The 25,590-nt window shown below is 65.3% G+C and carries 24 protein-coding genes; 10 read left to right on the top strand and 14 right to left on the bottom strand.

The genetic code is table 11. The annotated features are described in order from the left end of the window. Positions 1–55: 55 nt before the first annotated feature. The 3 genes from CAL22_RS20080 to CAL22_RS20070 form a co-directional block, all read right to left on the bottom strand. Positions 56–1,219 carry an ABC transporter substrate-binding protein gene (locus CAL22_RS20080; protein WP_094816205.1) on the bottom strand — a complete coding sequence of 388 codons (1,164 nt, stop codon included), beginning with the start codon at positions 1,217–1,219 and terminating at the stop codon, positions 56–58. Between the two features lie 264 nt (positions 1,220–1,483). Continuing rightward, on the bottom strand, positions 1,484–2,389 hold the full coding sequence (locus tag CAL22_RS20075; RefSeq protein ID WP_094816203.1) for a LysR substrate-binding domain-containing protein: 906 nt from the start codon (positions 2,387–2,389) through the stop codon (positions 1,484–1,486). Positions 2,390–2,448: 59 nt separating this feature from the next. Further along, positions 2,449–3,081, bottom strand: a complete 633-nt coding sequence (locus CAL22_RS20070; protein WP_094816201.1) for a LysE/ArgO family amino acid transporter — start codon at positions 3,079–3,081, stop codon at positions 2,449–2,451. 173 nt (positions 3,082–3,254) lie between these two features. Here CAL22_RS20070 and CAL22_RS20065 point away from each other — a divergent pair, with 173 nt between their 5' ends. From CAL22_RS20065 to CAL22_RS20055, 3 genes are all read left to right on the top strand, one after another. After that, entirely contained in the window at positions 3,255–4,169 is a 915-nt protein-coding gene (locus CAL22_RS20065; protein ID WP_094816199.1) for a LysR family transcriptional regulator ArgP, read from the top strand. A gap of 39 nt (positions 4,170–4,208) precedes the next feature. Then, positions 4,209–4,694 (top strand): copper chaperone PCu(A)C, encoded by a 486-nt coding sequence (locus CAL22_RS20060; protein WP_094816196.1) that lies wholly within the window; start codon positions 4,209–4,211, stop codon positions 4,692–4,694. A gap of 290 nt (positions 4,695–4,984) precedes the next feature. After that, entirely contained in the window at positions 4,985–7,252 is a 2,268-nt protein-coding gene (locus CAL22_RS20055; protein ID WP_094816194.1) for a TonB-dependent hemoglobin/transferrin/lactoferrin family receptor, read from the top strand. 84 nt (positions 7,253–7,336) lie between these two features. On the opposite strand, the gene CAL22_RS20050 is transcribed toward CAL22_RS20055, so the two are convergent. From CAL22_RS20050 to CAL22_RS20040, 3 genes are read right to left on the bottom strand one after another with little or no spacing between them, the layout of a single operon-like run. Next, the gene (locus CAL22_RS20050; RefSeq protein ID WP_094816192.1) at positions 7,337–8,695 is read right to left on the bottom strand and encodes a metal-dependent hydrolase family protein; all 1,359 of its coding nucleotides are present in this window, start codon (positions 8,693–8,695) and stop codon (positions 7,337–7,339) included. A 32-nt stretch (positions 8,696–8,727) separates the two neighbouring features. Continuing rightward, on the bottom strand, positions 8,728–9,507 hold the full coding sequence (locus CAL22_RS20045; RefSeq protein ID WP_094816190.1) for an alpha/beta fold hydrolase: 780 nt from the start codon (positions 9,505–9,507) through the stop codon (positions 8,728–8,730). Next, positions 9,504–10,391 carry a fumarylacetoacetate hydrolase family protein gene (locus CAL22_RS20040; RefSeq protein WP_094816188.1) on the bottom strand — a complete coding sequence of 296 codons (888 nt, stop codon included), beginning with the start codon at positions 10,389–10,391 and terminating at the stop codon, positions 9,504–9,506. Before CAL22_RS20040 ends, CAL22_RS20045 begins: the two co-directional genes overlap by 4 nt. A gap of 158 nt (positions 10,392–10,549) precedes the next feature. On the opposite strand from CAL22_RS20040, the gene CAL22_RS20035 reads away from it, so the two are divergent. Beyond that, positions 10,550–11,269: a FadR/GntR family transcriptional regulator gene (locus CAL22_RS20035; RefSeq protein WP_094816186.1), complete on the top strand. Its 720-nt coding sequence runs from the start codon at positions 10,550–10,552 to the stop codon at positions 11,267–11,269. Between the two features lie 93 nt (positions 11,270–11,362). Here CAL22_RS20035 and CAL22_RS20030 read toward each other — a convergent pair whose 3' ends face one another. Continuing rightward, positions 11,363–12,328, bottom strand: a complete 966-nt coding sequence (locus CAL22_RS20030) for a Bug family tripartite tricarboxylate transporter substrate binding protein (protein ID WP_094816184.1) — start codon at positions 12,326–12,328, stop codon at positions 11,363–11,365. Positions 12,329–12,420: 92 nt separating this feature from the next. Then, the gene (locus tag CAL22_RS20025) at positions 12,421–13,119 is read right to left on the bottom strand and encodes a YggS family pyridoxal phosphate-dependent enzyme (protein WP_094816182.1); all 699 of its coding nucleotides are present in this window, start codon (positions 13,117–13,119) and stop codon (positions 12,421–12,423) included. 222 nt (positions 13,120–13,341) lie between these two features. Here CAL22_RS20025 and CAL22_RS20020 point away from each other — a divergent pair, with 222 nt between their 5' ends. After that, positions 13,342–14,583, top strand: coding sequence for a PLP-dependent aminotransferase family protein (locus tag CAL22_RS20020; protein ID WP_094816181.1), 1,242 nt, complete (start codon positions 13,342–13,344; stop codon positions 14,581–14,583). A gap of 136 nt (positions 14,584–14,719) precedes the next feature. Beyond that, positions 14,720–15,736, top strand: a complete 1,017-nt coding sequence (locus CAL22_RS20015) for an amino acid ABC transporter substrate-binding protein (RefSeq protein WP_094816179.1) — start codon at positions 14,720–14,722, stop codon at positions 15,734–15,736. A gap of 57 nt (positions 15,737–15,793) precedes the next feature. Here the strand turns inward: CAL22_RS20015 and CAL22_RS20010 are convergent, their stop codons facing one another. The 5 genes from CAL22_RS20010 to CAL22_RS19990 form a co-directional block, all read right to left on the bottom strand. Then, positions 15,794–16,258 carry a hypothetical protein gene (locus tag CAL22_RS20010; RefSeq protein ID WP_094816177.1) on the bottom strand — a complete coding sequence of 155 codons (465 nt, stop codon included), beginning with the start codon at positions 16,256–16,258 and terminating at the stop codon, positions 15,794–15,796. 46 nt (positions 16,259–16,304) lie between these two features. After that, positions 16,305–17,213 (bottom strand): hydroxymethylglutaryl-CoA lyase, encoded by a 909-nt coding sequence (locus CAL22_RS20005; RefSeq protein WP_094816175.1) that lies wholly within the window; start codon positions 17,211–17,213, stop codon positions 16,305–16,307. 75 nt (positions 17,214–17,288) lie between these two features. Beyond that, a complete protein-coding gene (dprA, locus tag CAL22_RS20000) occupies positions 17,289–18,398 on the bottom strand; it encodes a DNA-processing protein DprA (RefSeq protein ID WP_094816173.1) in 1,110 nt (369 codons plus the stop codon). Positions 18,399–18,488: 90 nt separating this feature from the next. Next, complete coding sequence (locus CAL22_RS19995) at positions 18,489–19,118, bottom strand: response regulator (RefSeq protein ID WP_094816171.1); 630 nt, start codon at positions 19,116–19,118, stop codon at positions 18,489–18,491. Next, positions 19,115–20,506 (bottom strand): cache domain-containing protein, encoded by a 1,392-nt coding sequence (locus tag CAL22_RS19990; protein ID WP_094816169.1) that lies wholly within the window; start codon positions 20,504–20,506, stop codon positions 19,115–19,117. The genes CAL22_RS19995 and CAL22_RS19990 overlap by 4 nt, the downstream gene beginning before the upstream one ends. 263 nt (positions 20,507–20,769) lie before the next feature. On the opposite strand from CAL22_RS19990, the gene cstA reads away from it, so the two are divergent. Then, on the top strand, positions 20,770–22,854 hold the full coding sequence (gene cstA, locus CAL22_RS19985; protein ID WP_094816167.1) for a pyruvate/proton symporter CstA: 2,085 nt from the start codon (positions 20,770–20,772) through the stop codon (positions 22,852–22,854). A 13-nt stretch (positions 22,855–22,867) separates the two neighbouring features. Continuing rightward, on the top strand, positions 22,868–23,080 hold the full coding sequence (locus tag CAL22_RS19980; protein ID WP_348271697.1) for a YbdD/YjiX family protein: 213 nt from the start codon (positions 22,868–22,870) through the stop codon (positions 23,078–23,080). Positions 23,081–23,118: 38 nt separating this feature from the next. Here CAL22_RS19980 and CAL22_RS19975 read toward each other — a convergent pair whose 3' ends face one another. Continuing rightward, complete coding sequence (locus CAL22_RS19975) at positions 23,119–23,583, bottom strand: Lrp/AsnC family transcriptional regulator (RefSeq protein ID WP_094816166.1); 465 nt, start codon at positions 23,581–23,583, stop codon at positions 23,119–23,121. 142 nt (positions 23,584–23,725) lie between these two features. On the opposite strand from CAL22_RS19975, the gene kynU reads away from it, so the two are divergent. Continuing rightward, positions 23,726–24,964 carry a kynureninase gene (gene kynU / locus CAL22_RS19970; protein ID WP_094816164.1) on the top strand — a complete coding sequence of 413 codons (1,239 nt, stop codon included), beginning with the start codon at positions 23,726–23,728 and terminating at the stop codon, positions 24,962–24,964. 106 nt (positions 24,965–25,070) lie between these two features. Then, positions 25,071–25,583: a peptide deformylase gene (def, locus tag CAL22_RS19965; protein ID WP_094816822.1), complete on the top strand. Its 513-nt coding sequence runs from the start codon at positions 25,071–25,073 to the stop codon at positions 25,581–25,583. Positions 25,584–25,590 lie beyond the last annotated feature (7 nt).

The raw sequence follows: 25,590 nt of genomic DNA, 5'->3' as shown, positions 1-25,590 counted from the left end.
AGCGGATACCGCGCGGGCCCCGGTGGGGCCCGCGCTGCGGTGAACAACTTAGGATTTACTGGGCTTTGACGACCCGGCCGCCCTTGACCTCGCCGATCACGACTTCTTTTTCGGTGATGGCATCGTGGTTGTCATGCGTGAAGGGCTTGTTGTAGGTCATTACCACGCCTTCGACCGGCGCTTGGAGGTTCTCCAGCGCCTCACGCACCTTGGGGCCGTCGGTGGTGCCAGCCTGCTTGATGGCCGCGGCCAGCAGGTAGATGGAGTCATAGCCCTGAGCGGCCGACACCGGCGAGTCGATGCGGTTGTTCTTGGGCTTGAACTTGGCCAGATAGGCATCGATGAAGGCCTTGCGGCGCGGCGTGTCCGGATCCTGGATGAAGGTCTGCGGCATGCGCGCGCCTTCGCCGTTGGCGCCGGAGTTGTCGATGTAGTTGGCCATGGACAGTGTCCAGCTGCCGATGATGGGCACCTTCCAGCCGAGCTTGGCCATGCCGTTGGCGATCTGGGCCAGTTCAGGACCGATGCCGTAAGTCAGGATGGCTTGGGCGCCGGCCTCCTTGGCCTTGAGCAGCTGGGCCGTCATGTCCACATCCTTGATGTTGAACTTTTCGACGGCCACGGGCTTGATGCCCTTGGCGGCGAGGGCTTTTTCGAGGTCTTCGCGGCCAAGCTGGCCGTAGTTGGTCGAGTCGGCCAGAATGGCGACCTTCTTGAAGCCGCGGCGCGCCACGGCTTCTTCGACGATCATGGGCGCCTGGATGCTGTCATGCGCGGCATTGCGGAAGACGTAGTTGTCGGGATATTCCGGTGCCTTGAACTGATGCGTGATGACGCTGCCGGTGGCCACGTTGTTCATCACGGGAATCTTGGCGTCCTGGTAGAACCGTTGCGATGCCAGGGCAACCCCGGTGTTGATGTAGCCCACGGAGGCCACGACGTGCTCTTTGTTGATGAGCTCCTGGGCGATCTGCACGCCGCGCTCATTCTTGGCTTCGTCATCGCGCTCGACGCCGACCAGCTGGCGGCCCAGCACGCCGCCGTTCTTGTTGATTTCTTCGATGGCCAGGCGCACGCCGTCGCGCATGCTCACGCCCATGGAGGAAGACCCCCCCGTGTAGGGCCCGGCCACACCGATCTTGATGGGATCCGCGGCATAAGCCCCCGCCGAGAGGGCAAGCGTCAAGGTACCGGCAAGCAGCTTCAAGCGAAAGTCCATGATGTCTCCGTTGAGTTTGGTATGCGGACCTCCCACACTAAAGTGCGTTGGGCGGTGGGTGGTCCTACTGCGAAAAAACCAGCTCATGCGCCACTCTTTATCGTGCTGCTGCGGGGGCGCTCTCCTCGTTGTGCTCGGTACTCTGGTCTTGAATGCTTACGCGAAACTTATGTTTTCGGCGGGTTTCACGTAAATCCCTAGAAGAAAGGGCGGCCATCGGAGCAGATTTCCGTCTTTGACCGGAATTATTTTCCGGTCAGGGCGTCAGCGGCGGGCAATGCGGGCGCAGACGTCGGCGATCCAGGCCGCGAAGGCGCGCGCGCCGCGTTGCAGGGGGCGCCGCTGCTCGTGGCAGAGGTAGTACTGCAGGTCGCCATGCGAACTCACGTCGAACAGCCGGATGAGCTTGCCGTCGTTGAGCCACTCGGCCGCCAGGGTCTGGCGGGTGAGCGCCACGCCCTGGCCGGCGTGGGCCGCGGCCAGGACCATGCCCAGGTCTACCAGCCATACGCCCTTGGTGGGCTCGGGCCAGTCCAGGCCGGCGCGGTCGAACCAGGGCCGCCAGGGTTCCATGGGGCAGCGCAGCAAGGCGGCCCGCGCGAGATCCTGCGGCTGGGCGAACGGGCCATGACGCTGCTGATAGGCCGGCGTGCACACGGCGAAGACCTCGTCGTGGGTCAGCTTCTCGACCTGCAGGCCCGGGTATTGGCCATTGCCGAAACGTATCCACAAATCGGCATTGGGGGGCGAGATCTCGAGATAGGGAACCGAAAACAGAATTTCGAGATCGACCTGGGGGTGGGCGTCGGTGAACTCGGGCAGATAGGGGATGAGGACTTGCCGCGCGAAGGTGGGCGTGGACACGACGCGCAGCAATTCGGTGGGCGGCTCTACCCGGGCCTTGAGGGTGGCGGCCGACAACTGTCCGAGTGCGCTGCGCACCTGCTCGAGGTATTCCCGCCCGGCGGCGGTCAGGGTGCCGCCGCGGCGGCCCCGCAGGAACAGGACCGTGTCGAGCTGGGCCTCCAGCGTGGTGATGCGTTTGCCGATGGCGCTGGCCGTGACGCCCAGCTCTTTGCCGGCAGGCTCAAAGCCGCCCAGCCGGGCGGCGGCTTCGAAGGCCTGTATGGCAGCCAGGGACGGCAGGCGTGGCTCTCGGTTTCCGCGCATGGGCGTTGGGGCCGCAGCCGCGGCCAAGGCAGGATCGGAGCTTCATTATAGGGACAGGATCAGGCGCCCAGATCCCCGGTGGCCAAGGCGTAGGCCAGCCCCAGCATGATCACCGCGATCAGCGCATCGAGGATGCGCCAGGCGCGTGCGTCGCTGAAAAAGGGCGCGAACAGGCGCGACCCCACGCCCAGTACCGCCAGCCATAGCACCGAGGCGGTCAGTACGCCGACGGCGAAAGCCAGCCGGGCGTCGGCAAAGCCGTGCGCCAGCGAGCCCACCACCACCATGTCCAGCCAGAAGTGCGGGTTCAGCAACGAGAATCCCAGCGCGCCCAGCAAGGCCGCGCCGCGCGAGGGGACGGCCTGACGGCAATGGGCCAGGGAGCCGCCGCGCCAGGCGCGGCGCGCCGATTGCAGGCCATACCAGGCCAGAAACACGACGCCGAACCAGAGGATGACCTCCGTCAGGCCGGGCACCTGCTCCGTCAACCGCTGCAGGCCCCAGACGCTGCCGAAAATGAAGACCGCATCGACGAGGGCGCAGGTGGCCAGTACGGTCATGACATGGGTGCGCATCAGCCCCTGACGCAGCACAAAGGCGCTTTGCGCGCCAACCACGGCGAACAGTCCCAGGCCGGTGGCGGTGCCGCTGGCCCAGGCGGTGAAAAAAGCGGGGAGGGTGAAGGTGAACATCTTTGCAGCCTGGAATGAAGCCGGCCGGGGGCGTCTCCCCGGCCAGGATGTTGCCATTCTGGCTTGTGCTCACGATGAAATACAGCTAATTTCCATAAAGCATATTAAGCAAAACTTAATTGAGGAAAGCGTATGCGATTTTCCCTGGGCGGCCGTCCCGGGCGGGCACGCCGATGAAGTTGGATCACGATCATTTGCGGGCTCTGGCCGCCGTCGTGCGCGAAGGCAGCTTTGAGCGTGCCGCCGCGGCGCTGCATGTGACGCCCTCGGCCGTGTCGCAGCGTATCAAGTCGCTGGAGGACCGCAGCGGCCGGCTGCTGGTGCAGCGCACGGTGCCGGCGCGGCCGACACCGGATGGCCAGGTGCTGGTCCAGCTTGCCGAGCAAACCGCCTTGCTCGAGCACGATGCCTTGCAGCGGCTGGGCGTGGCCGAAGACGAGATCACTCAGGCCAGCATCCCGGTGGCCGTCAATCACGACAGCCTGGAGACCTGGTTCGTCGCTGCGGCAACCCGTTTTGCCGCGCGTTCGAGTGCCACGCTGGACATGCAGTCCGAGGATCAGGACCACACCGCCGCCTTGCTGCGTAACGGCACGGTGCTGGGCGCGGTGACCACACTGGCCGAGCCGGTACAGGGCTGCCGCATCCACCCGTTGGGCAGCATGCGCTACGTGGCGACCTGTTCGCCGGATTTTCTGGCGCGGCATTTTGTGCAGGGCGTCAATGCACGCACCCTGGCCGTGGCTCCCGTGCTGGTATTCAATCGCAAGGACGGGCTGCAGGCCCGCTTCGCCCGCCGCATCATGCGCAGCCAGCCATGGCAGCCGCCCGTCTGGTGGGTGCCATCGAGCCGCGCTTTCGTGCAGGCAACGCTCGATGGGCTGGGGTGGACCATGAATCCGCTTCCTCTCATCAAGGACGAGCTGGACAGTGGCCGGCTCGTGCCTTTGCGCAGCCGTGCCTGGGAGGATGTCCCCATCTATTGGCAGCATTGGCGAGTAAACTCCCAAGCGATGTCGGTCCTGACGGATTCCGTTCTGGCCGCCGCCCGCGCCCTGGTGCGCACGCGCCAGGGCCAGGCTGGGTAACCCGCCGGCTGCGAGCCGGTATAGCTTTGGAGTAATGCGATGACTTTGCGTAAGTTCGTCTTTGCGGCCACGCTGGCGCTGACCACGGGTGCGACGGCCATGGCCGCTGACTACAAGGTCGGCCAGATCGAGGTGGATGATCTGTGGGTGCGGGCCTCGGCGCCGGGCCAGGAGAACGGCGCGGGCTATCTGGAGATCGAAAACGACGGCAAGGTGGCAGACCGTCTTCTGGCGGTGACTTCGCCGGCCGCCGAGCGCGTCGAACTGCACACCGTCAAGAATGAAAACGGCATGGCGCGCATGCGCGAAGTCGATGGCGGTATCGTCGTGCCGGCCGACGGCAAGGTCGAACTCAAGCCGGGCGGCTATCACGTGATGTTTCTCAAGTTGAAGTCGCCCTTTGCCGAAGGCGGTACGGTGCCGGCCATCCTGAAGTTCGAAAAAGCCGGCGAGGTCGGCGTGAATTTCAAGATCAAGGCGGTCAGCCACAATCCGGGCATGGACCACGGCCATATGAAGCACTGAGCCGTCTGGCGGGCAGTGAGCAAACAGGCCTGCGGGCCTGTTTTGTTTTGGCCACGTCATTGTTGCAACCTCGCAAATCCTTGCCGGCCAGCTTCCTTCTCGTTTGATCTGATTCAGGCCACCGGCCGCGGCCTTTGCCCGGCCTTGCGTCATCGTGAGAGCTTTCCCGCCACCGGCGGGGGTTTTTTGACCGGCGCGCCGCCTCTGGCGCGGCGCGGGCTTGGCCATGCTGCTCACCCATTTTCTTTCGGCCAGCGCGTCCTGTTGCTTATTCCGGAGTACAGGACATCATGGCAGTTCGTCATCCCCTTGCCCTCTGGTCATTGCTGGCGGCCTCGCCGGTCATGGCCGACCCCTCATCCGAGGCCGCGCAGCCCGTGCCGGCCTGGCAGCTCGAAGCTATCCAGGTCGAGGCTGAAGCCGAATCCACCTCCACCGACGTGCGCAGCGCGAGCCAGATCAGCCGCGAGAACGTCTTTGACGCGCGCGATCTGGTGCGCCATATCCCGGGTGTCACGGTGGCCGAAGGCGGCCGAGCCGGCGCCAACGGCTATGCCATGCGGGGCGTCGAGGGCAACCGTGTCGCCGTCACGGTCGATGGCGTGGCGCAGGCCGAGTATTTCCTGCCCGAGGTCTACCTCGGCTACGGCTACCTGAACGGCAACCGCAACAGCGTCGAGCTGGAGCACATGAAACAGGTCACGCTGCACAAGGGCGCGGACTCCTATTCGTCCGGTAGCGGCGGGATAGGCGGCTCCGTGCAATTCCTGACCAAAGACATCAACGACTTCGTCGACCCGGGCAAGACGGCCGGCGCCTACAGCAAGCTGGGTTACGCCTCGCGCAGCCGGGAGTGGGTGGGCGTGGCGGGCGCGGGGGCGCGCCTGGGCGATCTGGGAACCAGTGTGTTTCTGCAGTACACGCGGCGTTCCGGGCACGAGCTCATGCATTACGGCGGCGGCCAGGATATTGCCGGGCGCAGCCGCGGCCGGCCCGATCCGGTGGACGCGCATACACAGGCCTGGCTGAGCAAACTGGACGTCTGCGTGGTCCGCGGCCATTGCGTACAGCTCTCGCACGACGAGCGTGCTGAGCGGCGCTTCACCGATGAGCGGTCTTACAGCGCCTTCGGCCAGACACGCCAGGCGTGGGACAGCTCGCCTTACAAGCGGCAGGCGCTGACCTATCGCTGGACGCCGGCAGACGGCGTGCTCGAATCGCTGTCGGCCGGCCTGCATCTGCAGAACGTCTTGCAGCGCGCGCTGACGGAGAACCGTGACATCAAGGATGGCTTTCTCGATCAGCGCTATGACCGCCGCACGACCCAGCGCGATCGCCAGTGGCGGCTAGAGGCGGCGGCACGGGCGTGGGATACGGCCTGGGGGCGGCACCGCGTCTCGGGCGAACTGTCATGGACGCAGCGCCGCTTGCACAACGACAATACCGATCGCTTGTTCTTCAAGAATTCCGCGGGCGGGCAGAGCAGCTACAGCATCGTCGATCCGGTGCGGGTGCGCAGTGTGAGCGCCAAGTTGATGGACGCCTTCGAACTGAGCCAGGCGTGGCGCGGCGAGCTGGGCTGGCGTTTTGACCGTTATGCGCATCAGCCCACCCCCGGGGTGGCGCCCGGTTACGGATTGGAAGCCGTCGGGCAGCGCCGCTTTGCGGCAGGCAGCTGGTTCGGGAAGCTGCACCATGATCTGACCAAGCACTTGCGCCTGAGCTACGCCGTATCGCAAGGTTTTCGCGCGCCGTCGGCCCAGGAGCTGTACTTCCGCTTTCGGCGTGGATTCAATTACTTCTTGCCCAATCCGGGCCTGAAGGCCGAGCGCGCGCTGAACCAGGAGCTGACCCTGGCCGCGCACGGACAGGCGGGCAACCTGGCCGTAGCCCTGTTCCAGACCCGCTACCGCGACTTCATCGAAGAGCGTCACAGCACGCGCGAGGTGCCCAATCCTTTCTACGAGCCCTTCAACCCCTGGGGTATTGCGCCGCTTCAGATCGAGGATTATTTCCAGCAGCAGAACATCGACCGGGCCAAGGTCTGGGGGGTGGAACTCAAGGGGATGCTCGACGCCCACCATGCTCTGGGCGCGCCCCGGGGCCTGGGCATGGATCTGCGGGCCAGCTTCATGCGCGGGCGCACCAGTCTGGGAGATGGCCTGCGCGCCTTGCAGCCGCTGCAAGTCGTGGCGGGTATTTTCTATGACACCGCGGCCTGGGGCGTGCGCGCCGATCTCGTGCACCATGGCGCCAAACGCGAGCGCGATACGGTGCGCACGACCTACGGCGCGCGCGGCGCCGTCCGAGAACCCTCCCGGTATCTCAGCCAGGCCGTCTTTCTGGTGGACCTGAGCGCCTATGCCCGCCTCGGGTCGAACATGACCTTGTCGGCGGGCATCTACAACCTCTTTGACAGGCGCTATTTCCGTTGGGACACCTTGCGTTCTCTGGCCACCTTCGGGACCACCGGCCGCATCGACCCGGATGGCGAAGGGCTGAACCGCTACACCGCGCCGGGGCGCAATGTCGCGGTCAATCTGGAGATCCGCTACTAGCAGGATGCCGGGCCGGGCGCGCGCCGCGCGCTCGCCTCACCGTGAGCGCGCCCGCCGCGGGCAATGCCTTGCAGGGCGCGCCCCTTACGCGGTTCTGGAGTTCATCGGATCGGCGGGGGCTTCTTTGCGCACGCCCGCTTCCACCAAGGGATTGCCGCCATAGATGGAGCGAATGACGCCGCGCGCGGGCAGGATGGTGCGCTGATTTTTGTAAATCTCGCCGTCCTTCATCACCATCAGAATCTTTTGCGGGTCTTGCAGCAGGCTCAGGTTCTCGATGGGGTTGCCATCGATGAGGATGACGTCGGCCAGAAAGCCTTCTTTGATTTGCCCGAGCTCTTCGGGACGCTGCATCAACTCGGCGCCGTACTTGGTTGCGGCGACCAGGGCTTCCTTGGGCGTCATCCCGACGTACTTCACCAGATACTCGAGATCGCGCGCGTTGGTGCCATGCGGCATCCAGGCAAAGCCATAGTCGCCGCCTGGCAGTACGCGTATGCCGCGCTTGTGCATCTTGCTCAGGCTTTCCGCCGCGACCTCCAGTTCGCGCCGGTAGCCCATCTTGGTGGCGATCTCTTCGGTGATGCCGTACTCCGCGGCGTTGTACAGCGTGTTGACCAGCCAACCCAGGCCGGGGACGACGAAATGCTTGTCCTTGTTGGCCTCCAGCATGTCCAGCGCCTCTTCGTCGGCGAAGCTGGCATGAAACACCAGTTCGAAACCGTGTCTGACGCAGGCCTTGACCGACTCTTTGGATCGGGCGTGAGCCGCGACGCGTTTGCCGGCCAGGCGCGCCTCGGCGGCCAGCATGGCGATCTCTTCTTCCGAGAAGGGATTGGATTCGGCCGGTATGCCGGCGATGTATTCGCCCGAGAGATTGATCTTGAGGTGGTCTACGCCGAGCTTGACGAACATGCGCACGATGCGGCGCATGTCTTCGGGGCCATTACAGACCGCGCCGAAGTTCATGCTCGGATCGGGCAAGTGCGGCAAGGTGTTGTCGCCCAGGCCGCCGGGCGTGGTGATTTCCTGGCTGCCGGCCAGATAGCGCGGGCCGGGGAAGGCGCCCGTTTCAATCACATTGCGTGTCACCACGTCCAGACGGGGCTTGGCGGTGGCCGCGCCCAAGGCGCTTGTCCAGCCCATCTCGAGATAGCGCTTGGCCACGCGCACGCACCACAGAATGTGCTCCTCCGGCGGCATGAACTGAATCGCCGACAGACTGGGTTGATCATTCCACGAGAAGTGGGTGTGCCCTTCGGTCATGCCGGGCATGAGCAGCGCGCCCTGGCCGTCGATGATTCTGGCTTCGCCGGTTTCCAGGTACTCGCCCCGGCGGGCGATGGATTTGATGCGGTTGCCTTCGATCAGTACTTCGCCGGGGTAGGGGTCGGCGCCGCTGCCGTCGAAGATGGATACATTGCTGATGGCGATCTTATTCATGATTTGTCTCCTGATGGTGCAAGCTGCGCGCGCTATGGCTTATAGAAATCCGTGAGGATGCGGGCGCTCTCGAAGGGCTTTTCGTAAGTCGTCCAGTGGCCGCATCCTTGCAGAACGTAAGACCGGGAATCGGTCAGCCGTTGCGCCAGCGCCGCGGTCCCGGCCGGGGTGCCGACGCCGTCCTCGTCGCCGGTGACCAACAGCACGGGAATGGCGAGCGTCTCGACCTCGGCGGACGTGGCGTCGGCCAGTGCTTCGCAGTTCTGCGCGTAGCCTTCGGGCGATTGCCGCATGATCGACTCGCGCACCAGGGCCAGCGCGGTCGGGCGTTCGGTCTTGGTTTCGCTGCTGGTGGCGGCTTTGACGATGAGGTCGGCGATGTCCTGCATGGCGGCCGGTCCGCTGCGAGCCAGGGCGGCGCGTTGGCGGGTGGGTGCGCGGGCCGCCTCGGCCGGGGCGGCCAGCGGACCGAACAGCGCGAGCGAGCGCACGCGGCGCGGATGCAGGACGGCAAGGTGCTGCGCGATGATGGTGCCCATGGAGTGCGCCACGACATCGGCCTGCTCGATGCCCAGGGTGTCGAGTACGCCGAGCAAGGATTGCACGTGCGCCGCGATGCTCAGGCCAGGGGCCGCAGGGCCGCTGCGCCCGGCGCCGGCCAGGTCGGGGCGGATGACGCGCCGCTCACCGAAGGCGCTGAGCACGGGAGACCAGAAATTGGAGCTTCCGCCCAGGCCGTGTATGCACAGCACGGCCTGGCCCTCGCCGCCGGAATCCTCGACCCACAGACCATTGATTTGTGCGGAGCTCATGCCTTGGCCTCACCGATGACGTTTTCCAGGCGGCCGATGCCGGAGATCTCGATTGCGACCACATCGCCGCGTTGGAGAAAGCGAGGCGGGTTGAACCCGATGCCCACCCCTTCGGGCGTGCCGGTGGCGATGATGTCGCCCGGCTTGAGCGTGATGCCCCGGGACAGGGTTTCGATCAGGGCCGGGATGTCGAAAATCAGGTCGCGCGTGTTGGCGTCCTGGCGCAGTTCGCCGTTGACCCAGGCTTTGACATCGAGGTTGCTGCCGTCGATTTCGTCGGCGGTCACGGCCACGGGGCCCATCGGGCCGAAGGTGTCGAAGGATTTGCCCATATGCCATTGCTTGTGGCGTTTTTGCCAGTCGCGGGCGGTCACGTCGTTGATGATGGTGTAGCCCCACACATGCGACATCGCGTCAGCCCGCGAAATGCCGCGTCCGCCCTTGCCGATGATCACGGCCAGTTCGGCCTCGTAGTCGACCGCCGTGCTTACCTCCGCGGCATCCCAGATGCATTCGCCATGGGCGATGACCGTCTCCGGGGTCTTGGAGAACACGATGGGGTCGGTCGGGATGGCATCGGCTGCGGTCTGGCCGGCATCGAACCCGCTCTTGGTGAACTCTTGCGCATGATTGGTGTAGTTCTTGCCCACGCAGAACAGGTTGCGGGCCGGGCGGGGAATGGGCGCGAGCAGCTTGACGGCCGACAGGGGTTGGGCCGCGCCATCGGGCTTGAGCGCGCTCAAGGGGGCGGCGCTGGCGATCAGCGCAAGCAAATCCTCGACCGCGCGGCCATCGGCGTAGGCCAGGGGTTGCACCATGCCATCGGCGGTCAGTTGAGCGACCTGGGTATCGCCCGAGGTCTTGCGGAAGGTCAGCAGTTTCATACGGGTAATCCAATAATGAACCAATGTTAATCAACGTGAACCATTATTGCGTACTCCATCCGCGCGGTCATCTAGAAAGTTGCGGTACATAGCGAAAACCACTAGACGGCGCTGCGTAAATTGGACTATAATTGGTTCAAATATTGCGAGGTTCAACGATGCAGAATCCGGCCCCCAGGCAGGGCTTGCGCAGCAAGGCCCAACACGGCAGCGCCGCGCTCATGCAGCATGTGTGCAAACGCATTGCCGATGGCACATGGCCGGCCGGCTATCGATTGCCGGCCGAGCGGGATCTGGTCGAGCAGTTCGGCCTGGCGCGCAACACGCTGCGCAAAGTCATGGATCAGTTGGAAAGCGAGGGGTTGATTACGCGCCACGTCGGCCGCGGCACCTTCGTGGCTGAATCGCCCCCTGCGGCCAGCGGCGCGGTGGAGTCCCTGCTGCAGCGCATCCACGGCGCGAGCCCGGCGGAAGTGATGGAGTTGCGCTTGTTGATCGAGCCGCAGTTTGTCGAACTGGCGGCCACGCGTGCGTCGGGGCGAGACCTGCAACAGATCGCGCACTGCCTGCTCGAGAGCGAGAAGGCCGGCACCGTGCTTGATTTCGAGTATTGGGACGGCATGCTGCACCAGGCCATCCTGAGCGCAGCGCACAATAATCTATTGATCGACCTGTATGACGCCATCAACGGCGTTCGCAAACAGCCCGAATGGGAGTCGCTCAAGCAACGCAGCCTGACCCCTGAAAGGCTGGCGCGTTATCGGGCCCAGCATCGTGCCATCGTCGATGCCTTGCGCGTACGCGATGCCGACTCGGCCAGCGCGGCTGTGCGCCAGCATCTGCTGGAAGTCCGCAACGGCATGATTGGCGAGCCGTGATGCCGGGGATGGCCGTAAGCTGGCGGCGCGGCCAGCCCGCTATAGGGCGCCCGGGCGCCCTATAGCGGTTCATCAGGGCAGGCGCGGTGCGCCTCACTCCAGATGGATGTTGGCCTTTTTGATGACGTCGGCCCAGGCGGCGCGCTCGCGTTCGGCGAAGGCCTGGAACGCCTGCGGGCTCATGGGCATGGGCTCGACGCCCATGTCGTTGAGTTTCTGCGAGACGGCTTCGGACGTGATGGTCTTTTGCAGTTCGGCCGACAGTTTGTCCATCACCGGTTGCGGCAGGCCGGCCGGGGCGACCATGCCCTGCCAGGCATAGGCCGTGAAGTCGGGCACGCCTTGTTCGGCCATGGTCGGCGCATCCGGCAAGGTCTTCAGGCGTTCGGGCGTGGCCGCTGCCAGCACGCGCAGTTTGCCGGCCTTGACGTTGGGCAGGCCGGCAGCCAGATCGATGAACATGACGTCCACCTGTCCGCCCAGCAGATCCTGGATGGCGGGCGCCGCGCCCTTGTAAGGCACGTGCAGGATGTTGACGTTGGCCCGCTGTTTGAACAGTTCCAGCGCGAGGTGATGGGGCGACCCGGCGCCCGCCGAGGCGGCGGTGAGTTTGCCCGGCTCTTTGCGCGCGGCCTGCAGCACATCGTCCACCGTCTTGAACGGGGAGTTGGCGTTGACCGCCAGCAGCAGCGGGAAGCGCGCGATGCCGCCGACGTAGCTGAACTTGGCCGGGTCGTATGACAGCTTGCTGTAGAGCGAGGGATTGAAGGCCAGCGTGCCGGAGTCGGCGGTGCCCACCATATAGCCGTTGGGTTCGGCCTGAGCGATCGCGGTGGCGCCGATGATGGTGGCCGCTCCCGGGCGGTTCTCCACCACGATGGTCTGGCCCAGCGGTTTTTCCAGCCCGCTGGCCACGGTGCGGGCGACGACGTCCGCGCCGCCGCCGGCCGGATAAGGCACGATCCAGCGGATGGGTTGGTTGGGCCAGTTCTGGGCCGAGGCGGTGGCGGCAATACTCAGGGCGGCAAACGCCAACAGGCGCTTGGCATGCTTGTGCATGGCTTGTCTCCTAGCGGACATTATCGTTATGAGGCGCGATGCTGCGCCTTTACGGCGCTCATTATGCCGCCGCCCTTGCCGCCTGTCTTGCTTCAGATTGCGTAGCTGCGCGCGCCAAACAGCGCGCTGCCGATGCGCACCTCCGTGGAGCCTTCTTCGATGGCGATTTCGAAGTCGCCGCTCATGCCCATGGACAGCCGCTGCAGCGGCAGCGCCGGGCAGGCCAGCGTGTCGCGCAATTCGCGCAGCCGCCGAAAGCAGGCACGCACCGCGGCGCTGTCTTCCGAATTGACGGCCATGGTCATGAGGCCCTGCACGCGCAGGGCCGGGCAAGCCTCGCTCAGGTGGGTCAGCAAGCCCGGCAGGGCTTCGGGTGGCAGCCCGAACTTGCTGGGTTCGGGCGAGGTTTTGACCTGGATCAGCACGTCCAGGCTGCGCCCGGCAGACGCCAGCCGGCGCTGCAGGGCGTCGGCCAGCTCCTGGCGATCCAGGGACTGGACTTCGGCCACGTCGCGCACCACATCCTTGACCTTGTTGGTTTGCAGGTGGCCGATCATCACCCAGGACAGCCCTAGCTCGGCCAAGGGCTCGGCCTTCTCGCGGATTTCCTGGGTTTTGTTCTCGCCGAAGCGGCGCAATCCCAGCGCGGCGGCCTGGCGCACGGCATTGGCGTCGAAGGTCTTGCTTACCGGCAGCAGTTCGACACTGCCCGCCGGGCGGCCCGCGCGCTCGCAGGCCTGGGCGATACGTTGTTCGATGGCGGCCAGGCGGGTGGCCATGGAGTCGGTCATGCGGGGTTCTCGTGGTTGGCGGGGCCGGATCGGGCCATGACGGCATAGTTTAGGCCGGCTGCGGCGAGCCGGCGAGACCGCTTTGCCGGACATGCCTTGCAGGCATAGAATCGGCAAAGCACTTCATATTTCAAGAATTAAGCCATCGTTGCTTGGCGCCTCGCAAGCGCGGCCAGGGCTGGCCGCGCCGCCACGTGACGTGGATCGTCTACGTTCGCTCCCATGTCCCTTGCCGCAACCGACTACGCTTTTGCCCCGCCGTTTCAGGCGCCCTACATTCCGCCGATCCGCTCGCTCATGCCCTACGCCCTGCGCGCGGGCACGATTTCCATGGCGGGCGGCTATCCGGCGCAGGAGCTGTTCGACATCGATGGCCTGTCCAGCGCCTCGAACCAGGTGCTGACCCGGTTGGGGAGCTGCCTGCAGTATTCCAATATCGACGGGCAGGCCAGTCTGCGCCACGAGTTGGCCCGGCTGTCGGCCGAGCGCGGCTTGCATTGCGACGCGGATACCGAGCTGGCCGTCACCGGCGGCTCGCAGCAATCGATGGCGCTGCTGGCCCGGGTGATGCTGCAAAAGGGCGACAACGTCATCATCGAAAGCCCGTCGTTCCCGAATTCGGTGCAGGCGCTGCTGTACACGGGCGCCAACGTGCATACCGTCGAGTCCGGGCCGCAAGGCATAGACGTCGATGCCCTCGATGAGCTGGCCGCGCGCGTCAAGCCCAAGATGGTCTGCGTGGTGGCTTCGTTTTCCAATCCCTGCGGCGCGACCATCAGCCGTCAGCGGCGGCTGCGTCTGCTGGAGCTGGCGGTCAAGCACCGCTTCCTGATCGTCGAGGACGATCCGTACGGCGAATTGCGGTTCGCCGGCGAGATGCTGCCGCCCATCGCCGCGCTGGCCGATGCCGAACAGCGCAACTGGGCGGTCTATATCTCCAGCATGTCCAAAACCATGGCGCCCGGGTTGCGCATCGGCTGGATGATCGCCCCGGCCGAGGTGCGCCGCCGCTGCGTGAGCGCCAAGGCGGCCGACGACATGGCCTGCTCGGCCTGGATCCAGGAGATCGTGGCGCAGTATCTGGCCGATGGCCACTATGCCCGGCACGTGCCGCGGATCCGCCAGGCCTATGGCCTGCGCTGCGACGCCCTGGCCGAAGCCCTGGCGCGGGAGCTGCCGGGCCGGGTGGTGTTCTCCAAGCCGGAGGGCGGGATGTTTTTCTGGGCGCGGCTCAATGGCGACATCGATGCGACGCGGCTGCTGCCTTACGCCATCGAAAAAGAAGTGGTCTATGTGCCCGGCAAGGCGTTCTACCCCGATGAGTCCCAGGCCGATAGGTACGCCATGCGCATGTCGTTTGCCACGATGAACGAAGCCAAGATCGCGCTGGGCATCAATCGGCTGGCCCAGGCGCTGGCGGCCTGCGAGGCCAACGAACCGGTGTCGATTTCACTGGCCGCCTGAGCGGCGCGTCGCGGCCTTAGGCCTTGCGGCTATATCGGGCAGCGCGCAGGTTATTTTGCCTGCGCGCCCGTTCTCGGTACGCTTGCGGACGTTTCGGCGCCCAAGGCGCCATGCTGGGTAAAGAGAGGAGTACGGTATGAAGATTGCAGCTCTGGTGGCGCTTGGCGCCCTGTCCCTGGCCGGCGTGCAAAGCGCGCAGGGCGCCACGCTGGACGTGGTCAAGAAACGCGGCGAAGTCGTGTGCGGTACGACGACGGGGTTTGCCGGATTTTCGGCACCCGACGCCAAGGGCGTATGGCGTGGCCTGGATGTCGATCTGTGCCGGGCGGTGGCCGCGGCGGTCCTGGGCGATGCCGACAAGATCAAGATCGTGCCCCTGAATTCCCAGCAGCGCTTCACCGCGCTGCAGTCGGGCGAGGTGGATGTGCTGACCCGCAACACCACGGTGACCCAGCAGCGCGATACGGCCCTGGGCATCATTCATGCCGGCATCAACTTCTATGACGGCCAGGGCTTTCTGGTGCCCAAGAAACTGGGCGTCAAGAGCGCCAAGGATCTCAATGGCGCGACCATCTGCCTGCAGACCGGTACGTCCAACGAGAACACGCTGGCGGATTGGGCGCGCGCCAACAAGGTCACCTACAAGCCTGTGGTGATCGAGACCTTCAATGAAGTGGTCAACGCTTTTGCCTCGGGCCGCTGCGATGTCTTCAGTACCGATGCCTCGGGCCTGGCTTCGATCCGCATCTCCAAGCTCGACAAACCGGATGATTACGTCGTGCTGCCGGAAATCATCTCCAAGGAGCCGCTGGGCCCCTTCGTGCGCCAGGGCGACGATGCCTGGCTGAACATCGTGCACTGGGCGCTGTCGGCCATGATCGAGGCGGAAGAATACGGCGTGACGTCGGCCAATGTGGATGAGCAGGCCAAGAGCGAAAATCCCAACATCCGCCGCATCCTGGGCGTGGTGCCGGGCGCGGGCGCCAATATGGGCCTGGACGAAAAATGGGCCTACAACATCATCAAGCAGGTGGGCAATTACGGCGAGAGCTTTGACCGCAACGTCGGCCAGGGCAGCCCGCTGAAAATCGCGCGTGGCCTGAACGCGCAATGGAACCAGGGCGGCCTGATGTACGCCCTGCCCATCCGCTGAGGCGGGGCCGCGCTGGCCTGCAAGGCCAGCGCCCCACCCGGGCGCGCGCCGCCCGGGTCAGCGGCGGTATAACTGCGAAATCTTCGCGAAGGCGGCCTGCAGTTCGCGTGTGCCGCCCTGAAACACCACCGGACGGCCCTGGCGCGTAAACACCACCAGGCGTTTGGAAAACAGCCAGGGCATGAAGCGGGCGAAACGGATGTCGTCCCAGGCGACCTCGCGCCGCGTGAACCAGCTCTGGTGCAGGCCCTGGTCATCGATCGTGGTGATGGACTGCTGCATGAACCAGGACACCAGCCCCAGCCCAAGAAAACTCAGGCCCACCACCGCAGCCAGCAGCAGATTGAGCTGGCCTGGCGGCATCTGCGCGGCGCTGCTGAACAGTTGCACGCCCAGCGCCGCCAGCAGAATCCAGGCCAGGATACGGACCCAATCGGGCCAGGCTTGACCATTGAGGGGCAGCGGGCCGATCTCTTGCAGGAGCGCGGCCCGTGCTTGGGGCGATGGCGCGGTTGCAGTCATGGATGGCCTCAGGCGTAAAACCTGGATTCTACGCGGCCTGTGCGCCTCAGGCCTGGCGCTTGGCGGCAATCGCGTTGCCGGCGCGGCTGGATCCCTTGCGGTTCAGGTTGGCGGCCATCCATTGGCCGATGTCCACCACGGCGTCGAAATCCACGCCGGTATCGATATCCAGGCCGCGCAGCATGTAGAGCACATCTTCGGTGGCCACGTTGCCCGTGGCGCCTTTGGCATAGGGGCAGCCGCCCAGTCCCGAGACCGAGCTGTGGAAGATCGTGATGCCGGTTTCCAGGGCCGCCAGGATATTGGCCAGCGCCTGGCCATAGGTGTCATGGAAATGCCCCGACAGCCTGGCGGGATCCACGATGGCGCTGACCGCGCTCATGACCTCGCGCACGCGGCGCGGCGTGCCCACGCCGATGGTGTCGGCCACATCGATCTCATCGCAGCCCAGCGCCTGGAAACGGCGCGCCACGTCCACCACGCTGTCGATGGCCACCTCGCCCTGATAGGGGCAGCCCAGCGCACAGCTGATGCTGCCGCGCACGCGCAGGCCGGCAGCGCGCGCGGCCTCGGCCACCGGCTCGAAGCGGGCGATGGATTCCGCGATGGAGCAATTGATGTTTTTCTGCGAGAACGCTTCGCTGGCCGCGCCAAAGATGACAATCTCGTCGGCCTTGGCGGCCAGCGCGCCTTCCAGGCCTTTCAGGTTGGGCGTCAGGACCGAGTAGATCGTGCCTGGCCGGCGCGCGATGCGGCCCATGACCTCGGCGCCGTCAGCCATCTGCGGCACCCATTTCGGCGAGACGAAGGACGCCGCTTCCACATTGGGGAAGCCCGCCGCGCTGAGGCGGTCGACCAGCTCCACTTTGATATCGGTGGGGACGAATTCTTTTTCGTTCTGCAGACCGTCGCGGGGGGAGACTTCGACAATCTTGACGCGGGAAGGCAAAGGCATGTCTGTTCCTGATGGGTGGCGCGAATCCGGAAGATCGCCAAGTGTAGATCAGCCTGCGCACGGCAGGCGGGCAGGCTAGCGGATGCGCTGGTAGCGGCCATCGTCCAGGCGCGCCACCCATCCGCCGAGTTCCAGTTCGGTGAGTTCGGCGGCCAGGGTGGCCGCATCCGCGCCGCTCAGGCCGGCCAGGGTGTCGCGGTCCAGCGGATCGTGGCCGAGGGCTGCCTGGACCGCGCTGGCCGGCGGCGCGGCGGGGGCGGGCTCGCGGGCGGGGCCCGGGCGTTGCGGCGAACCCAGCTCGTCGGTGATGTCCTGGGCGGTTTCGACCAGTTTGGCCCCCTGCCGGATGAGGGCGTGGCAGCCGCGCGACAGCGGCGAATGAATCGAACCCGGGATGGCAAAGACCTCGCGGCCGCTTTCGCCGGCCAGCCGGGCGGTGATGAGCGAGCCGCTCTGGCGCGCCGCCTCCACGACCAGTACCCCCCGCGCCAGGCCTGCGACCAGCCGGTTGCGTTGCGGGAAGTGATGCGCTTGCGCGCCGCTGCCCAGGGCGAACTCGGAGACCAGGGCGCCGCTCGCGGCGATGGCATGCGCCAGATTGCGATTGGACGCCGGATAAATGCGATCGATGCCGGTACCCAGCACCGCCACGGTCCCGCCGCCGTCGGGGCCCGCCGCCAAGGCGCCCTCGTGCGCGGCCGCGTCGATACCCAGCGCCAGGCCGCTGGCCACGCACCAGCCATGCGCGGCCAGGTGGCGGGCAAAGGCGCGGGCAGTCTGCGCTCCCATGGGCGTGGCGTTGCGGGCGCCGACCACGGCGAGCGTCGGCCGGTTGAGCAGCTCCGGCCGGCCTTTGACATACAGCAGCACAGGCGGGTCCGTGATGCTCAGCAGCGATTGCGGATAGGCGGCATCGCCCAGGGTCAGGATGTGCTGGTCTTGGGCGGCGGCCCATTCGAGCCCGCGGGCCACCAGGGCTTGCAGCGCCGGTTCGGCCTCGGTGGCCAACTGTATGGCCAGATGCTGCGGCAGTTGGCGCGCCAGCGCGCTGGCGCTTTGCGCGTAGAGCGCCTGCGGCAGGCCGAAGGCGCGCAGCAGGCCACAGGCCGTGACCGGGCCCACGCCGGGTTCGAGGGACAGGCGCAGCCAGGCGGCGAGTTCATCAGGGCTGTGTTGCAGGGGCATGGCGGGCAGAGCGAAAGAAGAGCCAGCCGCAAGCGTAGCAGGCAGGCGGCGCCGGCGGCGTGGCCGCCAGATCGCACTGCGCGGCCCCGCTCAGAGGACGCGGTGCTCGATGGCGTATTTGATGAGCTCGGCCTGGCCTTCGATGCCCAGCTTGCGCTTGAGGTTCTGGCGATGGGTTTCGACCGTGCGCACCGACAGGTCGAGCGCCTGGGCGATCTGTTTATTGGCCAGGCCCAGCCCGATATGGCGCAGGATTTCCCGCTCGCGCTGCGTCAGCAGCGACGCGGGCGCACAGCTTTGCGCCAGTTTCATGGAAACACGGGGGCTGAAATAGCTGCGGCCGGCCATCACGGCCTCGATGGCCGTGAGAATGTCTTCGGCCGGTTCGTCCTTGAGCAGGTAGCCCCGGGCGCCGGCGCGCACGGCTTGCAGCATGTACTCCATGTTGTCATGCATGGAGAGGATGAGCACGGCGGTCTGGGGATAACGTTCGTGCAGCAGCCGGGCCAGTTCCAGCCCGTCGATGCCGCGCATGTACAGGTCGAGCAGCACCAGGTCGGGCATCGCTTCGGGGGCGCAGCGCGCCAGCAGATCCAGGGCGGCCTGGGCGTGGTCGGCTTCACCCACGACCACGCAATCGGGGTGAGATTCCAGATGCAGCTTCAGGCCATCGCGCACGAGCGCGTGATCGTCGATCAGCAAAATACGCGTGGGGCTCATGCAAAGGCCTCGGTGGCGGCTGCGCGGGGCAGCCTGGCGTGCAGGGTGGTGCCTTGGCGGCCGCTCTGTATGTCGAGCTCGCCGCCCAGGGTGGCCATACGTTCGGTCATATTGTGCAGACCGATGCCATCACGCGGGTCATCGCGCACGGCATGCAGGTCAAAACCGCGGCCATTGTCATGAATAATGAGCTCGGTGTGTTCGACAGCGTAACGCAGGTCCATGTCGACCCGGGTGGCCCGGGCATGGCGCAGCGTATTGGCCAGGGCTTCCTGAGCCAGGCGGAACAGCGCCGTGGCCTGATTCTCGGGCAGCGGCCTGGGCGTGCCCTGCACGCGCAATTGTGCGTGCAGTGTTCCTTGCGGTGTTTCCCAAGGTTCGTGCGTGAGATGTTCCAGGGCGGCCGGCAGGCCCAGGTCATCGAGCAGGGTGGGGCGCAAGTTGTGGGAGATGCGCCGCATTTCGCCGACCGCGCCATTGAGCCGCGCCAGCGCGCCTTCGAGCAGCGGATCGACCTGTTGCGTGGCGTCGGCCGGGCTGCGTTTGAGCCGGGCGCGCGCGGCTTCGAGTTGCAGTTTGATGGACACGAGCACCTGGCTGAGCCCGTCGTGCAGTTCGCGCGACAGCCTGGCGCGTTCGTCCTCCTGGCTGCGCACCACCTGCCGCGCCAACAGACGCAGCTTGGCGTCGGACTGGCGTTGGTCACTGATGTTCAGGGCCAGGCCGCACACCGCGACGAAAACCAGGCACAGGGCAGAGATGCCGCCGACCCACCCGATCATCTCGCTGATGCTGCTCTGCACGGCCGCATCGACCTCGGCCAGGGTGTGCTGGACATCGTCAATATAGATTCCGGTGCCTATCATCCAGCCCCACGGCTGGACTTCCATGACGTAGCCCAGCTTGCGCACCGTATCGTGCGCCGAGGGCTTTTCCCAGAGATAGCGGATGGGGCTGCCGGCCGCGCCGCCGGCCCGCGCGGCGGCCAGCAGGTCGCGGATGACCAGATTGCCTTCGCGGTCGCGCATATCGCGCAGATTGCGGCCTACCAGCTCCGGCTGCCGGGGATGCATGAGGCTGACGCCATCCAGGCCGTAGACGAAGAAGTATCCGTCGCGGTCGAACTCCATGTTGGACAGTGTTTCCAGGGCCCGCGCCCGGGTCTGAGGGGTGTCCGGCGCGGCCAGCAGCGGCGCGATGGCGCTGTGGGCCAGCCGCACATAGTGGCGCAACTCGGCTTCCTTGGTGTCGATCCAGGCCGCGCGCAGCACTTCCTTCTGGTGCCGGGCCAGTTCCAGCGTCTGCATGGTGATGCCCAGCGCAATGGCGCTGACAGCGACCAGCAGAGGCACCACCGCCAGCAGCAGGATTTTTGAACGCAGTTTCATGGAATGCCAAGAACCGGGGGTTGATTTTTCGAGCATTTTCGCCGAGATTGAGACATGCCTTGGGCATTAATGCGTCCCCAAAATTACGCAGCAATACGTAATCCGCCTGCGTAGTGGCGCGCTTGTTTGCCGTGTGCCGAATGGAAATACTATTGCCGCCCGAAACGGGTGGGTGGCGGTCAGCCGCTCCACGACAACACAGCAGGCAAGGCAGACCCGCCCCGAGGATCGTCAGTTCGCGATCAGCCTGCAGGAGGAGTTCTATGCATACCAGTAAGGGACTGGGCCAACATCTGGTCTGGGTGGCCGTGGCGATTCTGGGCGCGTTCGCGCTCGGCACCGTTGCGCTGGCGCGTGGCGAGACCGTCAATGCGCTGTGGGTGGTGATTGCCGCCGTCTGCGTCTACCTGATCGCCTACCGCTATTACAGCCGTTTCATCGCCAATAAGGTCTTCCAGTTGGACGGCACGCGCATGACGCCGGCCTGGAAGTACAACGACGGGCTGGATTACGTGCCGACGAACAAGCACGTGCTGTTCGGCCACCACTTTGCCGCCATCGCGGGCGCTGGCCCCCTGGTCGGTCCCGTGCTGGCCGCGCAGATGGGTTATCTGCCTGGCATGCTGTGGATTCTTGCCGGCGTGGTCTTTGCCGGCGCGGTGCAGGATTTCACCATCCTGTTCATCTCCACGCGCCGCGATGGCCGTTCGCTGGGCGAATTGGTCAGAGAAGAGCTCGGCACGGTCCCGGGCGTGATCGCGCTGTTCGGCGCTTTCATGATCATGGTCATCATTCTGGCGGTGCTGGCCCTGATCGTGGTCAAGGCGCTCACGCATTCGCCTTGGGGCACGTTCACGGTGGCCGCCACGATACCGATCGCCATCTTCATGGGCGTGTATCTGCGCTACATCCGGCCGGGCCGCATCGGTGAGATCTCCGTCATCGGCTTCGTGTTGCTGATGGCCGCCATCATCTTTGGCCAGAATGTCGCCGAAAGCCCCACCTGGGCGCAGCATTTCGATTTCGACGGCGTGGGCCTGACCTGGGTTCTGATCGGCTATGGCTTCGTCGCCGCGGTGCTGCCCGTGTGGTTGCTGCTGGCGCCGCGCGATTACCTCTCGACCTTCCTGAAGATCGGTACCATTCTTGCGTTGGCCATCGGCATCCTGATCGTGGCGCCTGAATTGAAAATGCCGGCGCTGACGAAGTTCGTCGACGGCAGCGGTCCGGTGTGGTCGGGCAATCTGTTCCCCTTCCTGTTCATCACCATCGCCTGCGGCGCGGTGTCGGGCTTTCATGCCTTGATCTCCTCGGGCACCACGCCCAAGCTGATCGAAAACGAAACCCAGGCGCGCTACATCGGCTACGGCGGCATGCTGATGGAGTCCTTCGTGGCCATCATGGCCCTGGTGGCGGCTTGCGTGATCGAGCCGGGCATCTATTACGCGATGAACAGTCCGGCAGCCGTCATTGGCACCACGCCGGATCAGGTGGCCCAGGTGGTCTCCAGCTGGGGCTTCGTAATCACGCCGGCCGAACTGGTGCAAACCGCCAAGGACGTGGGCGAGAGCACCATCATCTCGCGCGCTGGCGGCGCACCCACGCTGGCCGTGGGCATGGCGCACATTCTGCACCAGGTCCTGGGCGGGCCGGCGCTGATGGCTTTCTGGTACCACTTCGCGATTCTCTTCGAAGCGCTGTTCATCCTGACGGCCGTCGATGCCGGCACCCGCGCTGGCCGCTTCATGCTGCAAGATCTGCTGGGCACGTTCGTGCCGTCGCTCAAGCGCACCGAATCCTTGCCTGCCAACCTTATCGCCACCGGCCTGTGCGTGGCTGCCTGGGGGTATTTCCTGCATCAGGGCGTGGTGGATCCGCTGGGTGGCATTAACACCTTGTGGCCGCTGTTCGGTATCGCCAACCAGATGCTGGCCGCGGTGGCGCTCATGCTGGGCACGGTGGTGCTGTTCAAGATGAAGCGCGACCGTTACGCCTGGGTCACGATTTTGCCGACCCTCTGGCTGCTGGCTTGCACGCTGACCGCCGGCTGGCAGAAGATTTTCGACGCCGATCCCAAGGTGAGCTTCCTGGCCCACGCGGCGCGCTACAACGCCGCCATCGCCGAGGGCAAGGTGCTGGCGCCGGCCAAGTCCTTGCAGGAGATGGGCCGCGTGGTCATGAACGACTACATCAACGCCAGCCTGTGCGGTATCTTCATGTTCGTGGTGATCAGCGTGGTGGTTTTCGGCATACGCTCGGTGATGCGCGCGCGCGCCAACAACCAGCCCACCGCGCAGGAAACGCCGTATCAACCCATGCCCGCCACGCCCGCGGCGAGCTCGCACTGACAGGGAGGCGCTTATGTTATTCAGCAATATGGGCCAGGCGGCCAGCACCGCCGGCCGCTATCTGGGACAGACGCTGCGCTTGATGGTCGGCGTGCCCGATTATCAAAACTATGTCGAGCATATGCGCCGCACCCACCCTGACCAGGAGCCGATGACGTACGAGGCCTTCTTCCGCGAGCGTCAGAGCGCTCGCTATGGTGGCGGCAAGCGCATCGCCTGCTGCTAAGGGCTCACGCCTGAGGGCTCGGGCGCCAGGACGGCCTGTCAACGCAATGTGGCAGGCTGGCCTGGCGCTTTGACTTTGCGCATCACGATATGCGAGCAGATCTCGCGCACCCCGTGCGCGCGGTTGAGTTTGTCCACGACGAACGTCGAGAATGCCGCCAGATCCTCGGTGCGGACTTGCAGGATGTAGTTGCTGGCGCCGGTGACGATGCTGGCTTCGTGGACCTCGGGCCAGCCGGCCAGTTGGGCCACGAAAGCCTCATGCCAGTGCGGCTGCGCCTGATCCAGGCTGACATGGACGATGGCCTCGAACGCCTGGCCTGTGTGGCGCGGGTCGACGACCGCCTGATAGCCCAGGATGACGCCGCCTTCTTCCAGGGTGCGCAGCCGGCGCAGGCAGGCCGAGGGCGACAGCGCCACCCGCTCGGCCAGGTGCTGATTGCTCAGCCGTCCCTCTTGCCGCAGCAGGGCGATTATTTTCAGGTCTATCGAATCCAGCGTCATTTTTAGCAATTCCTGCGGTTTTGTCTCCAATGAGTCGAATAATCGTGCATAACAGCGCCGATGTCATGGGAAGTTTGCAATGCAGGCGACCGGGCCCGCTGCTAGTATGAAAGCCTTCTCGAGCAGCTTTTACGGATCAGCAATGCATACCCGTGACGAATGCGTGGCGGCGGACCGGGCCGATGTCCTGGCGCCTTTGAAACAACAGTTTGAACTGCCGCCTGGGGTGCTCTATCTCGACGGCAATTCACTCGGCGCCAAGCCGCGCGCGGCTGATGCCTGCGCGGCGGCCGTGGTGGCGCAGCAATGGGGGCAGGATCTGATCCGCAGCTGGAATACCGCTGGCTGGTTCGATTTGCCGGTCAGGCTGGGAGCCAAGCTCGCGCCGCTTTTGGGCGTGGCGGGGCAGGAGGTCGTGGTCACCGACAGTACCTCGCTCAATTTGTTCAAAGTATTGGCGGCCGCTTTGCGCACCCAGGCAGGCCGCAAGGTCATCGTTTCCGAGCGCGATAATTTTCCGACCGATCTGTACATGATCGAGGGGATGATGGATTTTCTCGATCAGGGCTATGCCTTGCGCCTGATCGACGACCAACTGTCGCTGGCCGATGCCTTGACCGATGATGTGGCCGTGGTGGTGCTGTCGCACGTCAATTACCGCAGCGGCGCCATGTACGACATGGCGGCGGTGTCGGCGCAGGCTCATGCCTGCGGGGCGCTGGTTATCTGGGATCTGGCCCACGCCGCCGGGGCGGTGCCGCTGGCGCTGTCGGCCGATGGGGCGGACTTTGCGGTGGGCTGCACGTATAAATACCTCAACGGCGGGCCGGGCGCGCCGGCCTTTCTGTGGGTGGCGCCGCGCCACCAGAATACATTCTGGCAGCCGCTGTCGGGCTGGTGGAGCCACAAGCGGCCGTTTGCCATGCTGGACCGCTACGAACCGGCCGAGGGCGTGCGCCGCTATCTGTGCGGGACGCAGCCGATCACCTCGCTGGCGCTGGTCGAGTGCGGGCTGGATATCGCCGCGCAGGCCGACATGGCCGACGTGCGCCGCAAGTCCCTGGCGCTGAGCGATTTGTTCATCGCCCTGGTACGCCAGCGTTGCGCCGACCACCCGCTTGCGCTCATCACGCCCGAGGCGCATGCCCGGCGTGGCAGTCATGTGAGTTTTCGGCATCCGGAAGGTTATGCCGTCATACAGGCGTTGATCGCGCGCGGGGTGATCGGTGATTACCGCGAGCCCGAGGTGCTGCGTTTTGGCCTGACGCCTTTGTATGTGGGCTACGCCGATGTATGGGACGCGGTGGAGGTCTTGCGCGACGTGCTGGATACGCGGGCCTGGGACCAGCCGCAGTTTCGCCAGCGCGCGGCCGTGACCTGAGCGGGCAAGGTCTATGCGGGGCTTAGCTGAAAACTATTAGAAATCCGGTTTCTGATGAACTATCATATGAGTCTACGCATCATTGTTCGGTAATTTCGACTTTTCCATGGCCTTGCTTCCCATCCTTCGTTATCCCGATCCTCGCCTGCACAAGGTGGCCAAGCCGGTCGCGGTCGTGGATGACCGCATCCGCCAGCTCGTCAAGGACATGGCCGAAACCATGTACGACGCGCCGGGCGTGGGTCTGGCCGCCACGCAGGTCGACGTCCATGAGCGCGTCATCGTCATCGACGTCTCCGAAGATGGCAAGAACTTGCTCGCGCTCATCAATCCGGAAATCACCTGGATGAGCGAAGAGCTGCAGGTCTACGAAGAGGGCTGTCTGTCCGTGCCCGGCGTGTATGACGAGGTCAAGCGCGCCGCCCGCGTCCGCTGCAAGGCGCTCGATGCCCAGGGGCAGCCGTTTGAGTTCGAGGCCGAAGGCCTGCTGGCCGTTTGCGTGCAGCACGAGATCGATCACCTCGACGGCAAGGTCTTTGTCGAGTACCTGTCCGTGCTCAAGCAAAACCGCATCAAGACCCGCCTGAAAAAGGCCGAGCGCGAAGCCTTGCGCGCTTGAACCCCGC

Origin of the sequence: Bordetella genomosp. 12, assembly GCF_002261355.1 — a bacterium.
Classification (GTDB): Bacteria; Pseudomonadota; Gammaproteobacteria; order Burkholderiales; family Burkholderiaceae_B; genus Bordetella.
Note: the sequence above shows the minus strand (reverse complement) of the source record. Positions and strands in the feature narration are given on the sequence as shown.

Excerpts from the sequence above, each read along its gene's own strand:
- def (WP_094816822.1), top strand. The coding sequence starts at position 25,071 with ATGGCCTTGCTTCCCATCCTTCGTTATCCCGATCCTCGCCTGCACAAG.
- CAL22_RS20035 (WP_094816186.1), top strand. The coding sequence starts at position 10,550 with ATGCAGAATCCGGCCCCCAGGCAGGGCTTGCGCAGCAAGGCCCAACAC.
- CAL22_RS20050 (WP_094816192.1), bottom strand. The coding sequence starts at position 8,695 with ATGAATAAGATCGCCATCAGCAATGTATCCATCTTCGACGGCAGCGGC.
- CAL22_RS20045 (WP_094816190.1), bottom strand. The coding sequence starts at position 9,507 with ATGAGCTCCGCACAAATCAATGGTCTGTGGGTCGAGGATTCCGGCGGC.
- CAL22_RS20025 (WP_094816182.1), bottom strand. The coding sequence starts at position 13,119 with ATGACCGACTCCATGGCCACCCGCCTGGCCGCCATCGAACAACGTATC.
- CAL22_RS20080 (WP_094816205.1), bottom strand. The coding sequence starts at position 1,219 with ATGGACTTTCGCTTGAAGCTGCTTGCCGGTACCTTGACGCTTGCCCTC.
- CAL22_RS20015 (WP_094816179.1), top strand. The coding sequence starts at position 14,720 with ATGAAGATTGCAGCTCTGGTGGCGCTTGGCGCCCTGTCCCTGGCCGGC.
- CAL22_RS19980 (WP_348271697.1), top strand. The coding sequence starts at position 22,868 with ATGTTATTCAGCAATATGGGCCAGGCGGCCAGCACCGCCGGCCGCTAT.
- CAL22_RS20020 (WP_094816181.1), top strand. The coding sequence starts at position 13,342 with ATGTCCCTTGCCGCAACCGACTACGCTTTTGCCCCGCCGTTTCAGGCG.
- CAL22_RS20060 (WP_094816196.1), top strand. The coding sequence starts at position 4,209 with ATGACTTTGCGTAAGTTCGTCTTTGCGGCCACGCTGGCGCTGACCACG.
- dprA (WP_094816173.1), bottom strand. The coding sequence starts at position 18,398 with ATGCCCCTGCAACACAGCCCTGATGAACTCGCCGCCTGGCTGCGCCTG.
- CAL22_RS20055 (WP_094816194.1), top strand. The coding sequence starts at position 4,985 with ATGGCAGTTCGTCATCCCCTTGCCCTCTGGTCATTGCTGGCGGCCTCG.
- CAL22_RS19975 (WP_094816166.1), bottom strand. The coding sequence starts at position 23,583 with ATGACGCTGGATTCGATAGACCTGAAAATAATCGCCCTGCTGCGGCAA.
- CAL22_RS19995 (WP_094816171.1), bottom strand. The coding sequence starts at position 19,118 with ATGAGCCCCACGCGTATTTTGCTGATCGACGATCACGCGCTCGTGCGC.
- CAL22_RS20065 (WP_094816199.1), top strand. The coding sequence starts at position 3,255 with ATGAAGTTGGATCACGATCATTTGCGGGCTCTGGCCGCCGTCGTGCGC.
- CAL22_RS20010 (WP_094816177.1), bottom strand. The coding sequence starts at position 16,258 with ATGACTGCAACCGCGCCATCGCCCCAAGCACGGGCCGCGCTCCTGCAA.
- CAL22_RS20070 (WP_094816201.1), bottom strand. The coding sequence starts at position 3,081 with ATGTTCACCTTCACCCTCCCCGCTTTTTTCACCGCCTGGGCCAGCGGC.
- CAL22_RS19990 (WP_094816169.1), bottom strand. The coding sequence starts at position 20,506 with ATGAAACTGCGTTCAAAAATCCTGCTGCTGGCGGTGGTGCCTCTGCTG.
- cstA (WP_094816167.1), top strand. The coding sequence starts at position 20,770 with ATGCATACCAGTAAGGGACTGGGCCAACATCTGGTCTGGGTGGCCGTG.
- CAL22_RS20005 (WP_094816175.1), bottom strand. The coding sequence starts at position 17,213 with ATGCCTTTGCCTTCCCGCGTCAAGATTGTCGAAGTCTCCCCCCGCGAC.
- CAL22_RS20075 (WP_094816203.1), bottom strand. The coding sequence starts at position 2,389 with ATGCGCGGAAACCGAGAGCCACGCCTGCCGTCCCTGGCTGCCATACAG.
- CAL22_RS20040 (WP_094816188.1), bottom strand. The coding sequence starts at position 10,391 with ATGAAACTGCTGACCTTCCGCAAGACCTCGGGCGATACCCAGGTCGCT.
- kynU (WP_094816164.1), top strand. The coding sequence starts at position 23,726 with ATGCATACCCGTGACGAATGCGTGGCGGCGGACCGGGCCGATGTCCTG.
- CAL22_RS20030 (WP_094816184.1), bottom strand. The coding sequence starts at position 12,328 with ATGCACAAGCATGCCAAGCGCCTGTTGGCGTTTGCCGCCCTGAGTATT.